A 12,683-nucleotide genomic window follows, 5' to 3' on the forward strand; every position below is an offset into this window, starting at 1 on the left:
GACGGACAGAACAGGCCCATGACGAAGATACTGCTCGCGGAAGACGACAACGATATGCGTCGCTTCCTGGTCAAGGCCCTGCAGAATGCAGGCTATGACGTCGCTTCCTTCGACAATGGCCTGTCGGCCTATAATCGTCTCCGCGAGGAGCCGTTCGAGCTGTTGCTCACCGACATCGTCATGCCGGAGATGGACGGCATCGAGCTGGCGCGCCGCGCCACCGAGCTCGATCCCGACATCAAGGTGATGTTCATCACCGGCTTCGCCGCGGTCGCGCTCAACCCCGATTCGCAGACGCCGAAGGACGCGAAGGTGCTCTCGAAGCCCTTCCATCTGCGCGAGCTCGTCAACGAAGTCGAGAAGCTGTTGGCGGCTTAAGAAGCTGTTTGGCACCGTGCTGCAGCGTGCCGAATGGCGGTGTTTTTCGAGAACCGGAGCGAAGCATACGCGTGTATGTGAGCCCCGGAAGCGCGGAATGCGCCGCCAGTCGACCGCCGCATTCGGAGATGCCAACAGCCTCGTAGAATTTATGCGGCAAACGCCTTGCAAGCTGCGAAGCGAGCCGCTATAGCCCCCTCACCTCGCAGCGTGGTCGCGGCCGACACGGCCCGGACACGCTACCGAAAGTCGCTTTCAGCGGCGAACGGGCGCGTAGCTCAGCGGGAGAGCACTACGTTGACATCGTAGGGGTCACAGGTTCGATCCCTGTCGCGCCCACCATTTTTGCCCCGTCTCGCAATGACTTAGCGAGACGGGGTGTTGCCCCCACCCTCAGCAGATCATCGGCATTCAACTGCACTTCAACAGCAAACAGCTTTGTTGAAGTCAGCTTCTGAAGCTCGCTGATAACGAAGTCAGTCGCCAGGGCGACATCGGCGACGACGTCGACGTCGAACGCCTCATAGTGCTCGGTCGTGGTCGAGCCCTCTTTCACAGTATGGCCGAGCCAGAGCGAGCGCAGCTCGCGCGAGACCCGCGGGCACATCTTGCGGACATGCGTCGCCATGAAGGCGCGGATCGTGCGCTGCGTCAGCTCCGGCACGCCGACGTCATCCGCGATTCGCTTGATCGCCCTCTTCACCGTGCCGACGCGCTCGCCCTTGTAGATCAGCAGCGGAAGAGAATGGTTTGGCCGGGCGCCATGCTTGGCGACCCATGCGGTGGCATCCTCCTCGCGCCAGGCATCGAGCCAGTCGGAAAGCCCCTGCGTTGCCATGATGACCGGGCGGCGCTTGTTCGTCTGGATTCGGCCGGGCGGGTTGAGGTCGATCGCCCCGGTGCCCCGATCACACTGGATGTCCGGGTCGAAATCGGTGATGGCCTCCGGGCGCGCCCAGGTGTTCAGCGCTAGGATGACCCAGCGGCGGAGGTGCTTCGTTTCGATCGCGTCGACGAACGTCGCCATCTGCTGCAAGGTCGGGACGAAGCCGCCCTTCTTTGGGGGCGCGATCTGAAGCTCTTTCGCAATCCTGGCGCGCTGGTAGACGACCTTGGGGGCATGGGAGACGAGCGCGCCTTCCACCATGCCGCCGAGCGGATCAAGGCGCATCTTAACGGCCGCTGCGTCGTTCATCGCGGCGCCAAGCACGCTCAGCGTCCGGTCGATCGTCGCGGCGCTGTGGCGGTAGGTTTTATAACAGAACCTGGCGAGGTCGAGCTGACGCGAGGGCGTCCAGAACGAGACCGGCGCGGCCAGGTTCCGTGCTTCATCGCGCAGGTAATCGGTTACGATCACAACGGCGCGCGCCGCCTGCTCTTCGCTGGCGATCGATGTGGCATGACCGTTCAGATAGGCCTCCATGACGTGCACCGTCAGGACTTGATTGGGGTGAGGGCATTCGTCTGCCGACCGCGCCGGGGCCGCAGCGATGAGGGCGATGAGTGCTTGCTTCGCCTCATCGCCAACCGTTGTGCGCAGGCTTCGGCGGCGGACAGAGCGAGATCCGGCGTCATACCGGCAGGCGTAGAAGATGCCGCCGCGGTCGGGCCAAGGAACGTCGAGATAGTAGCCGCCGAATTCCCATCCGACGGCTGCGTCGGGATGATCGGCGCCCTTGCGGTTTCGGTCTGCCACGATGCTGTCCTGTGGTAGCGATGATCGAGATATTCCTGCACGGCCTCGGCCGTGTAGTGCGGACCGGTCGGGAATGCGTAAAACGCAATCAGCCCAGCCTTGCGCGCTCGACGCATTTCCCCAGGCTTGAGAAACCGCCAGCGCTGTTCCACCTCGGATTCCGAGAGGTAGGACGCCGGGTCGATAACGGGCATGGTCGCGTGCGGCATGGCGATCGGTCTTTGAGTGAGAGTGTCCGCGCCCCGCTCCGTCATGGAGAGAACCGGAGCAGGGCGCGGGGTCGGGGCGGGCGCCATCAATCCGCCCGCCATCCCGGCTATGCCGGGCCGGGATTCCGATAGGCTCCGCGGAAGTCGATTGCGGCGAAGCCGACATCGTGTTCGACCTTGGCCCGCAGGCCCTGGGTTTCGAACGGGGACTGCAGCGTCAGTCGCGGCGCGGTGTAGCTTTCCAGCAGGCTGTAGATGAAGGCCGGAACTTTTGCCGGGTCAGCGAAGAGGTACCAGGAGTTATCGGGGATCTCCGGGCTGACGACCTTCGTCAGCGCGCCGGCGAACGGATTGGCCTTGCTGACTTCGTTGGGCACGATGGCAGCAAGGAGCGTATCCGCAGCCGTCTCCTTGTCCGGACCGGTGACGATGAATTTCGGCTCGGACTGCACGAAAAGCCCATCGAGCGATTTCTGCTTGCGCATCGCCGCGCGGGCCGCGCCGGCAGTGGCCGTGCTGATATCTCCGCCAGCGGCGGCCAGGCTGCCGTCGGTCGTGTTGAAGATGGCTCGGCCGGTCGACTGCAGGGTCGGACCGGCTTTGGCGGCCGAGAGCACGAGAGTCCAGAACAGGCGCTCCTCGAAGGCGATGACGCGCTCGCCATAGCTGTTGAGCAGGTCGTCGATCGCACCGTAATCGTCGTTGACCAGCATTTGGCGCGAAAAGGCGATACCCTGCCCGTAGGGAGCGACCATCAGGTATTCGCGGCTTTCGGAGAAAGTCCCGAATGTGATTTCGCCTCCCTCGACCAGCTTCTCGAGGGCCGGCATATCGCCAGGCCGATAGTGCGGCGCCGGCCGGAAGTCCGACAGGTCGCGCCGCCGGCACAAAAGGCGATAGGTCGGCTGGGCCGCGACGTAGCGTTCAGCCATACGCCCGTTGGTGGCGGTTTCGAACATCGCCGGGAAATCCGACGTCGCATGGAAGGCCCGCTTCAGAATGCGCTCACGCTCCGCCGTCGAATGCCCGATGCGCCCGCGGTGGTCGATCGCTTCGGCAGCCATCTCGACAAGCGACGTGCCGAAATAGCGCTGGGCCGAAGCGTTCCGCGGACGATTCTCGCCGGACATTCGGCGCACGAGCTCGCACGCCATATCGCGGATGCGATTGTCACCCTCGTCGCCGTAAACCTGCAGGCGCGGCGTCGCCGGCTCCTGGCCAGGGCGAGAAGACAGGGCTTCGAAGGCTGCTGCGCGGAAGATTTCGACAGAGGTTCCGTTCGAAATGGCCTGATCGATGCTGGCCTGGTTCATTCCGGCGCGACGGCCAAGATCCGCGATAGTGATATTACGGACCTCGGGGGCGTCCATCGCCACGCCGTTCGGCTGCAAGTTTTCGGCAAGGGATTCGGAATCGTTGGGCATGGTGGAGGGTCCTTTCAGGGAACGCACGACAGCGGCCTTGTCGGCGGGGATCGAGACGAGCGAGACCTCGTAGATCTCCCATTCGACGGCGCGGACGGTGTCGATGCCGGAGGGGGAATGGCGCTCGTCCCATTTGCGAACGCGATAGCCGATCGAAAATTGGGAAAGCTCGCCACGGGCGACCTGTCTCTCTGCTTTGCGGCCTTCGGGCGTGTCTGCGAAGCGGAGGACAGCAACGAGCTGCCCGGCTTCGATCGACATCTTCACGACGTTTCCGATGGGCCGGTTGGGATCATGATTGTTCAAGAAGGCCATGCGGCCGTTCACCGTCCGCGTGAGGTCGACGGCGGCCTTGGTGATGACCAGGACCTCGTTCACGCCCCAGCGCTCGATCGCGTTCTCGGTTGCAACGGTCGCTTCGACAGTGCGTGCTTCGGCGTCGTAGCTCGACGGGCTCACGATTGCGCGCGGGTCGGGCGACTTCAGCCGCGTCTGCATTTCGCCATAGCGGCGGGTGAGAATGGCGACGCTCATTCGTCGTCCCCCGCCGCTTCGTCGATCTCGGCGAAGGCCGTCTCGATCTCATCGATCGCTTCGACGACGGCAGTCATCGCTTCGAAATCGATGACGTAGCGGCCCTGGCTGTCCGCTTCGGTGAGTTCGACATCGAGATGCTGGCGCAGCACGGCGATCGCCTCTTTCAGATCAGGGAGGGCGGAGGCCGCCACATCGCCCATCACATGCCCTCCGCACCGGCAGCTTCGAGCGCCGCGACCCATTCACGGAACGGCGCGACGCCTTCCGCATCGGCGATCGCGTGGGCGTCTCGAACCAGCCGGCTGAAGTTCACCAGCGAAGTCATGATGATCGACGTGCCGATGCTGGCTGCGCGGATGTGTTCGCCAGAGCGGTCCTGATAGACGATGAGGTCGTCGAGCGGTCCAAACATCGGAAACGGCAACTCGGCGCCGGCGTGTTCGACCTTGCAGATGCCGAAGTAGATCGGCGCACCCGCCGCCACGATCTCTCGATGAAACCTCTGCAACAGGGCCGAATAGCCGTCGGCGACCGTGGTCGTGGCGTCGCGCTGTTCGATGGAATTCCTCGCCATCTCGACCGAGAGGCGGGTCATCAGCGCTTCGTTTACGCCGTAGCCATTGTAGCCTTCGCGTTCAGCGCTCTCGCCTTTCACGACAGGCGTGAGGTCGTTGCGCGCGAGATACTTCAGCTTGGCGTCGCTGAGGCCGGTGATCTTGAGAAACTGCCTACGGTTCATCAAACCCTCCTGAGTGATTGGATCACTCATGGATCAGAAAATTCGGCCTGTCAAGAAAATGGATATCTGAGTGATCCATTTTTTCCACGGAGGAAATGCGTGTCAGCGAGCCTTCATCCAGGCTTCGAACAAGGCCTCGAACTGCCCTTCCTGATGGCGGGCGCGCTGTTCGAGCAGGTCCACCAGGAAGGTCATCTGTCCGAACATCCGCAGGCGCAGCATGATCGAACCCGGATCGTCGGGCACGAGCCTGCCCTCCTCGATCACGTCGCGCCAAAGATCTCCGATCAGGCCGGCGAGGATGTGCTGATCAGAGGTTCCAAAGTTGAAGTCGTCGAACATCTCCCGGAGATCCGCGCGAGCCTCGGCCGTGCCGGTCTGTTCATCAGAGTCCAGCGCGGCGCCGGGCAATGGCTCTTCGGTGATTTCATCGGTCCAGCCGGTAGCGGCTGCCGCAGCGACTGCGCTGAGCATGGGAGTCTCCGAAATGGATGGGGAGAGAAGCCGCCGATGGCGGCGAGGGTAGATGGTTAGTCGCGGCTGAACTGAATGACCGAGCTGCTAGCAGCGGTGCTCGCGGGCTGCGGCAGAGCTGCAACCTTGCCGGCCAGCGCGGCCTCCAGGTGGACGATCAGCTCTGCGTTCATGGAGCGACGATTCGCCCGGGCGGCGTCGGCGAGGCGCTCGCGCAGCCCTTCGGGAAAGCGGACCATGAATTTGTCGGACTTGTCGTTCGCAGCCATTTTCCTGCTCTCTTATGTCACCGTGACTTATAGTGTCACCGTGACGCATAAGGGTCAAGAAGATAAGTCACGGTGACATCATTTTCATGCTGTCACCGTGATAGTATGAGTAGGGTATGAGCGAGAAGCCCGTGAGAGAGCACGATAAGGTCATGCTGCGCCTGCCAGACGGCGTGCGCGAGATGCTGAAACTGCAAGCCGACCACAACAAGCGCAGCATGAACGCTGAAATCGTTGCGCGCTTGCTTGAAAGCCTAGAGCCATGGACGCCCGGTGATGAGCCCATCGTCTACACAACCACCACGCATTCTTTCCCAGCAGAGACGTACGACATAAACGACCTGCTGGGACGCTTGGAACGGATGACGGAGAAGGTTTCCAAGGCAGCCGGGCGGGAGAAGAAATAGCCAGCCGTTCATGTTTGGCTGCGCCCGCTCAACCAGCGATCAAGGGCGTTACCTGGCTGCTCCGGTGACACAATCCCGGAAAGGCGATCTAGCGCAGCATCGATAGCAACACGGTCCCAGCGCGTGGTTCCTGGGATAGGCCCGGGAAATGTCCCCGTCTTCACAAGCTGCGAAAAGCGGGACGCTGTCATAGCGCAGTATGCGGCGGCTTGAGCACGCGTCATCAACCGCGGCGTCAAGTCCGCCATAGGCCATACCTTTCATTCGTCATGAGCGGAGAGATGGTGTTCATAGCTTTAATCAGCTCGAAGCGCGCTTCTCTGCTGCGCGGCGAAGCACTGCGTCAATCTGATTTTCTCGAATCTCTCCGAGTTCGCTAAAAGCTATATCGATCTGTACGCGGTCCCAGATAACCCTGCCGTCAATGCGCTTGGGAGGAGGCATTCGCCGATCGGCGACCAACTGGTCGAACTTCGTCAAGCCGACACCAATGTAATACGCTGCCAGCTCGCGGCTAAGACCGCGAGGAGGCCAGGCGATGCTATTTCTATCTGATGGGTTCATGGGCGCGCCTCGCTGACTTCACTGCATCCCGGCTGTGGCGGCGCGAAGGATGTCATCCGCCATTCCGCGCATGGCGCGCAGCATGTTGAGAAAGTCTGCCTCCTCATCGCCGGTCGGGGTGATCGTCGATGCGGCGAGCCCGCGCTCCTCGCACCAGCCGCCGAAGCCCGAGAGAAAATCTTGCATCGCGGCGAAGGCGGATTCATACGCCATGCGCTGAAGCTCCTCCATCTCTGCACCCAATTCCTTCATCTCCCGCTCCAACTGCTCCACATCGAGCCGGGCGCGGGGGATGATGTGGTCGTCGTCATGTGTCTTCATCGACATGGCCGTTTCTCCTTCAGGGGCTGATCGTGAGCGGCGCTTCAGCGCGGCCCCATGCTGCTGCCGGTGTTGGGCGCTACGGCTTCCTGCATCGATTGACCGGTCGTTCCGGGACCGTTGCCGCCGGCCGTGAGATGGCCGGAAGCACTGATCTCCTTGGCGCGCTCGACGATCCGGATCAGCTCCGACGAAGGCACAACCTCGAAACGGCCGACGACCTCGGCCTTCCCTTCAAGTTTGGCGGTGATCTGGTCCGGCTTCACCACGGCCTCAATGCTGCCCGGCCCGACTGAGGTGAGGGCCGTTCCTCTCGGCATCGTCATGACGGGGCCTTGCGCTGGGGCGCCGAGCGGCATGATGCCGGCTTCATCGAGCGATGGCGCGAAGCGGCGGCGGACAGCCTCGGATTCCGCCCGCAGCGCCTCGTGATAGGCTCTCCGGCGCTTCTGGCTGAAATTATGCGCCTCGCCCGGCGCCACCTCGTCCCGGTCTCCTTTGACCGGCTGATATCCGCCCGAAAGCAGGTCATAGAAGCCATGTGCGAGCAGGGGCAGCGCCAGGCCACCCGCAACGGCACCGGCGGCCGTCCCTGCGGCCATGCCGCCAAAACGCAGCAGCGCCCCGCCCCCCTGCGTCAGATGGCCCGCGAGTGCGCCGCCGGCGATCGCCCCACCCGTCACGCCGACGCCGGTTGCGGTGCGATGGTCGCGAGCGGTATCGGCGAGGCTGTTGAGGCTGTTGGCGGCTCCATCGGCTGCCGCTTTCAGCGGCTCCATGACGGGATCGCTCAGGGCGGCGCCGACGTTCTGCAGGCTGCCCCTGACGCGCGCCAAGGCGAGGTATGGATCGTCTTTCAGCGCCTGATCGACGCCAGGCAAGCCCTTTGCCTTCTCGACGGTAGCGCGGTCCTTCTGAAGGCGCTGCATCTGTTCCATCATCAGGTTGATGATGTATTCGGCGTTGCGATCGCTGAACATTGTCGAGAGCACCGCCGCGCGATCCGCCGGCTTCACGCCCTTCTCATCCATGGCGGGCAGCAGCACTGAACGTACCCATTCGAGTGGGTCTCTCTCAGCAATCTTGGAGCCCTTGACGGCCTCTGGCCGCACGCCCTTCACGTCATCGTCGGCTGTCGCGATGACGCCGGAGGGGTCGACGAGCCCGTACTCTTCCATTGCTTCGGCCGCGCGCTTCTTCATCTTGCCGCCGACGAGCGCCTGGCGCAGCGTCATCAGCGCCGTGCCCAGTCGGTCGCCGCCGAGTTCCGGAAGCATCGTTGGCAGGACCGACGAGAGAAATTCGAAGCTCGCGGCCGAGCCTGCCGACTTGCCGCTCTTGGCGAAGTTCAGGATCTCCTCACCGCGCAATGCCGAGCCGTGAACCTGGGTCATTTTCGTCATGAAGTCGGCATACTCCTTGAGCTTCGCTGGCTCGCTGGAATAGCCGAGGATCTCGCCGGCCTTGATCATCATACCGAGTTGCCGGCCGTGATCGGCTTCGGACGACTGCGGCGCCTTCTGCCGCATCGCCGTCAGCACCGCGAAGAAATCGGGGACGCTCGTCAGGGTCTGTTGCAAATCACCGCCGAAGGTCGGGCGCGCCTCGCGGATGATGTTCATCGCGGTGGCTGGCGCGAGGCCGTACTGCGCCGCAAAGCGATTGGCGCGGTGCTCAAGCGTCTCGACCTCCTTGTCGGTCCAGCCGGCCTGTCGGGCCTGCGACCGCTCGGTATCGACGTTCATGCCGGAGACGACAGTATCGCGAGCGGCGCTGAGGATGCCGAGCGAGGCCGCGGCTTCCGGCAGCCCGCTGCTAGGCGTTCCAGCAATGGGGCGCGGCGTCACCGGCGCGCCGATCGCCGGCTGGATCAGCGGCACTCCGGAAGGGCTGAGCCTCGCCGAGGAAACCGGAGCGCCCCAGGGACGAGCGTTGATGGCCCTGCCGGATGTGGCCTGCTGCTGCATCGCCTGGGTCGCGCTCCGGATTCGGTCGCGGATTTCGGTTTGCTGGCGCCCCAGGTTGGTCAACGGAAGGCCGAGGTCGACGATGGCGCGCTTAGCCGCGACGGCTGCATTGCGGCTCTCGTTGAATGCCGTGGCGACGGAACTGACATGGCGCTGCGCCCGGTCATAGCTCTGCGCGAGTTGCCTGCTCGGTTCGGCCGAGGCCGCCATCTCGCGCCCCAGCGAGCGGACCTGCGCTTCCGCCTGGCGGAAGGCCGTGCGGTTCTCGGCCAGGCGGCTCATCGAGCGGCTCAGGTTCTCGATCGCACGGTCCTTTCGGCCGAGCTCGTCGAGGCCGTCGGACATGGCCTTCGACACTTCGCTGACCTTGCGGCCCATCTCGGCGATGTTGCGAGTGCTGGCTTGCGCCACCCGCTGGCCCGTCTTGCTGATCGCGTCGAATTTGGCGGCGACCGAGGCGAAGGCCTGGCCCGTCCCGTCTTGTGCTGTGATGAGGGCTTTAGCCTCGATGATCTTGGCCATGGGTCAGCTCCTGAGTGCTGGGCATGAGTTCGCGATCGCGCGCCGGGTGGCTCGCGGATGTTTCGGAAAGAGATGATGGCGCGTTGCGCGGGTCCTTCCCCCGGCCCCTGCCCCCTGCGGCTCTAAGAGAGCCCGGGTTTTCGCCAGTGCTCCGATGCGAATCCGGTACACGCACCGCACGAATCGCCGTGCACGGATGCACGGATTGCCGACCTGCTCCCCCATAGGTTGTGGGGGTTGAACGAGGGCCGGGATCGTTGCGCAAAGCGTTGCGTTGCATCGAAATCGTTGCACCCGATTTCGATCCGGCCACTAGCAAAAACCCGGGCTCTCTTAGAGCCGCAGGGGGGCGGGGGGCTGGGAAGGACCCGCGAGGCCCGAGATGCAATCCGTTTCCGGCTGCGGCCCGATCGGGAAGGACGGCCTCGAGGTCCTGGTTCGGGACGTTCGAGTGACCGAGCCGGGAAGCCAGGCGCCCCACCCGGTCCACCGCCTCGGTTGCCACACCCGCCGACCGCTCCTGCCCCACCCTTACGCCCCCCCTAAAGGGGGGGCTATAGGGAGGTGGGGCAAGCCCGGTTTGCCCCGCCGCCACACCATGCCGCGCCACACCTTTCAAGGTGTGGCAGATCGACCTCGTCATGGCACTTCTCCCGGTACGACAAACTCCCTCGTCATGCGCTTCGCGTCCTGACGCTTGACGATCTTCAGCCAGCCCTCGGCCACCCATTTCTTGACGAGCAGCTTCATCGCGATGCGCACGGAAGCATCTTCGGCGTCCAAGCCGAGGGCCTCGGCCATGACCTGGCCGACCCAGGTCTTCGCCTGCTGATCGTGACGCCACTCACCCTGCGAGATGCGCCCGAGGGCTGCGCGAACGTCGTCGACTGTGACGTCCTCATTCGGGTCGGGCCACTTCCAGCCCGTCACGACGCCAATGTCGTCGCCGGGGATATCCGACGTTGCGTTCCCGAGCTGGACCGAGATGAGCTTCAACCAGCGCGCACCTTCCGCCGGCGGGGCGAGATTCGCCTTCACGTCGTCTATGCGCACATGCGAACGAGCCTGCTCGACCTTCGCCTTTTCGGCATCATCCTTGGACATCTGGTTCAGCGTCCGGGCAGACCGAACCGCGGCAAGCAAGGCGCTAGCCCCGCGGGCGTCGTCAGCCGTCACGTCACCGCTGCCGCCGATCGCCAGCTTGCGGGCGTGATGGACGAATTCGACGGCGCATCCCGTCTCGTCCGCAATCTGCGCCCATCGCTTGCACACGGCGGCTATCTGGCCGTTATCGTTCTCAGAGACCTCATGGCTCGACACGAACGGGTCGATAATGACCACATCGATGCCGTTTTCACGGATGGTCTCGACCAACTCCCGCTGGACGTCATCGCGCAGAATGATCCCGCGAGGGCTTGCGCGAGCGATGCTGATCTCGGTCTGGCGGCCGGTGTCGATGAAGAGCCGGCCGTCAAGACAGGCGGGGTCGATGAGGTAGTGTATGCAGGCCGCGGCGATGCGGCGTTCGATCTCGTCGCGAGGATCTTCGCCGTTCCAATACCAAACGGTTAGAGGTTTTGGCGGCTCGATACCGAGCAACGGCTTTCCGCTCACCATAGCCAGGGCTTCGGTAAGCCCAAGTGCCGACTTTCCTACGCCACCCGGCGCGATAGTCGCGGAGAGGTATTTCCGGACATAGTGCCGCCCGTACAGGAACTCGCGCGGAGGGATCGAAGCGGGGCGTTGCCAGACGAATGGAGAAGCGGTGATGGGCTTGCGTCGCGGCTGTGCATCTTCCGCGAGCGGGGCTCTTTCGTTCGCACGCGACAGCGCCTCGTCGACGATCTGCGTGACCCGCATGTGCTTTTCGGCCAGGGCGGCTTCGTCAGCATCGGGCATGAAGCACTCCGCCGAGCTCAACCGCCTTCAACAGCAGTTCAATCGCAAAGCTCATTCTGTTCCCCCCTTGATCGCCTTGCGTTCGGAATGCGTCGGGGGGGAATTGCTCGTTATTTCAATAGGCTTAGGGGCTTGGAACCTCGTTGACATCGTAGGGGTCACAGGTTCGATCCCTGTCGCGCCCACCATTTGATGCCCTTGTAATACAGGGTCGAAAGGCCGCCTCACCCGGGCGGCCTTTTGCTTTTCGTGCGGCCGCCGGATGTCAGTGGCTTCAGTTCTCCTCGCTCGGTGCGAGCTGGCGCACGAATCGGCGCAGCAAGGTCTCGAAAGCCGAGAGCGCTGGCGAGACCGACCGGCCGCTCGGCCGGATCATGACGATGTCGCGCGCGATCGAAGGTTCTGCCAGAGGGCGAGCGACCACGCCCGAAGGCGCGACGGCACGCGCATAGGTCGGTAGCACCGCAATGCCGAGCCCCGCCTCGACCAGCGCCAGCGCCGTCGTGATCTGCGCCACCTCATAGGCCGGCCGCAACGTGATCTCGGCGCTTTCATAACCGACCTCGACCAGCAGGCGGATGCCGCTGTCGCGAGTCAGCGTGATCAGTTCCTCTTCCGCAAGATCGCGCCAGAGCACGCTCTCCCGCTCCCCGAATCGGCTGCCCCGCGCGCAGAACAGCATCAGGCTGTCGCGGGCGAGCGGCGTGCGCTCGATATTGTCCTCCAGCGCCGAGAAGGTGCCGACCCCGCAATCGGCCCGGCCGAAGCGGACGGCCTCGACGACGAGATCGTTGCGCGCATCGATAATCGCGACCTGGAGACCGGGGTGCTTCTCGCGCAGCGCGGCGATGGCCGGCGGCATGATCACGGCCGCGAGCAGCGGGGGCACCGCGACGACGATGCGCCCGCGCCGCCGCTCCGCCAGCCCGTTGGCGTTCTGCACCGCCGTGTCCAGATCCTGCGCGATCTTCAGCGCCGCGCCGTGGAACTCGCGCCCGCCCTCGGTCAGCTCGACGCGGCGCGTCGTGCGGTCGAGCACCCGGATGCCAAGCTCGCGCTCCAGCTCTCGCACCAACTGAGAGAGCGCCGGCTGCGCCATATGCAGCCGCTCTGCCGCCTTGGTGAACGTGCCCTGCTCGGTCACCGCGAGGAAGGCCTGGATCTGGCGCAGCGTGATCGCCATGGATTTCCCGATTTATAAGGAGAGCTTCCGAATTCATACGAATGTTACGAGTTGCCGTATACCCCGCCTGTCATGCCATCATTCCTCATCGCCC

General features: G+C 63.9%; 13 protein-coding genes and 1 tRNA gene. 4 read left to right on the plus strand and 10 right to left on the minus strand.

Translation table 11 applies throughout. The features are described from left to right. The first annotated feature begins 18 nt into the window (after positions 1–18). From cpdR to AC1DDA_RS17655, 3 genes are all read left to right on the plus strand, one after another. A complete protein-coding gene (gene cpdR / locus AC1DDA_RS17645; protein ID WP_038363805.1) occupies positions 19–378 on the plus strand; it encodes a cell cycle two-component system response regulator CpdR in 360 nt (119 codons plus the stop codon). Positions 379–645: 267 nt separating this feature from the next. Beyond that, positions 646–720: transfer RNA gene (locus tag AC1DDA_RS17650), tRNA-Val, on the plus strand. Positions 721–1,369: 649 nt separating this feature from the next. Beyond that, the gene (locus AC1DDA_RS17655; RefSeq protein WP_476796693.1) at positions 1,370–2,092 is read left to right on the plus strand and encodes a hypothetical protein; all 723 of its coding nucleotides are present in this window, start codon (positions 1,370–1,372) and stop codon (positions 2,090–2,092) included. A 298-nt stretch (positions 2,093–2,390) separates the two neighbouring features. Here AC1DDA_RS17655 and AC1DDA_RS17660 read toward each other — a convergent pair whose 3' ends face one another. The 5 genes from AC1DDA_RS17660 to AC1DDA_RS17680 form a co-directional block, all read right to left on the minus strand. Then, complete coding sequence (locus tag AC1DDA_RS17660; protein ID WP_476796694.1) at positions 2,391–4,241, minus strand: phage major capsid protein; 1,851 nt, start codon at positions 4,239–4,241, stop codon at positions 2,391–2,393. Next, positions 4,238–4,444, minus strand: coding sequence for a hypothetical protein (locus AC1DDA_RS17665; RefSeq protein WP_476796695.1), 207 nt, complete (start codon positions 4,442–4,444; stop codon positions 4,238–4,240). Before AC1DDA_RS17665 ends, AC1DDA_RS17660 begins: the two co-directional genes overlap by 4 nt. Further along, entirely contained in the window at positions 4,444–4,983 is a 540-nt protein-coding gene (locus AC1DDA_RS17670) for a hypothetical protein (RefSeq protein WP_476796696.1), read from the minus strand. Before AC1DDA_RS17670 ends, AC1DDA_RS17665 begins: the two co-directional genes overlap by 1 nt. A 102-nt stretch (positions 4,984–5,085) precedes the next feature. Further along, positions 5,086–5,457, minus strand: a complete 372-nt coding sequence (locus tag AC1DDA_RS17675; protein WP_476796697.1) for a hypothetical protein — start codon at positions 5,455–5,457, stop codon at positions 5,086–5,088. A gap of 56 nt (positions 5,458–5,513) precedes the next feature. Then, entirely contained in the window at positions 5,514–5,726 is a 213-nt protein-coding gene (locus tag AC1DDA_RS17680; RefSeq protein ID WP_476796698.1) for an Arc family DNA-binding protein, read from the minus strand. A gap of 116 nt (positions 5,727–5,842) precedes the next feature. Between AC1DDA_RS17680 and AC1DDA_RS17685 the strand changes: the two genes are divergently transcribed. Further along, the gene (locus tag AC1DDA_RS17685; protein ID WP_476796699.1) at positions 5,843–6,133 is read left to right on the plus strand and encodes an Arc family DNA-binding protein; all 291 of its coding nucleotides are present in this window, start codon (positions 5,843–5,845) and stop codon (positions 6,131–6,133) included. Positions 6,134–6,433: 300 nt separating this feature from the next. On the opposite strand, the gene AC1DDA_RS17690 is transcribed toward AC1DDA_RS17685, so the two are convergent. From AC1DDA_RS17690 to AC1DDA_RS17710, 5 genes are all read right to left on the minus strand, one after another. Next, complete coding sequence (locus AC1DDA_RS17690; RefSeq protein WP_476796700.1) at positions 6,434–6,697, minus strand: helix-turn-helix transcriptional regulator; 264 nt, start codon at positions 6,695–6,697, stop codon at positions 6,434–6,436. Between the two features lie 18 nt (positions 6,698–6,715). Continuing rightward, positions 6,716–7,024 (minus strand): hypothetical protein, encoded by a 309-nt coding sequence (locus tag AC1DDA_RS17695; protein WP_476796701.1) that lies wholly within the window; start codon positions 7,022–7,024, stop codon positions 6,716–6,718. 38 nt (positions 7,025–7,062) lie between these two features. Further along, a complete protein-coding gene (locus tag AC1DDA_RS17700; protein ID WP_476796702.1) occupies positions 7,063–9,507 on the minus strand; it encodes a hypothetical protein in 2,445 nt (814 codons plus the stop codon). Between the two features lie 639 nt (positions 9,508–10,146). Then, complete coding sequence (locus AC1DDA_RS17705) at positions 10,147–11,406, minus strand: AAA family ATPase (protein ID WP_476796703.1); 1,260 nt, start codon at positions 11,404–11,406, stop codon at positions 10,147–10,149. Positions 11,407–11,680: 274 nt separating this feature from the next. Beyond that, complete coding sequence (locus AC1DDA_RS17710) at positions 11,681–12,589, minus strand: LysR family transcriptional regulator (protein ID WP_476796704.1); 909 nt, start codon at positions 12,587–12,589, stop codon at positions 11,681–11,683. Positions 12,590–12,683: the final 94 nt, after the last annotated feature.

It is taken from the genome of Allobosea sp. 10N428 (assembly GCF_056394545.1).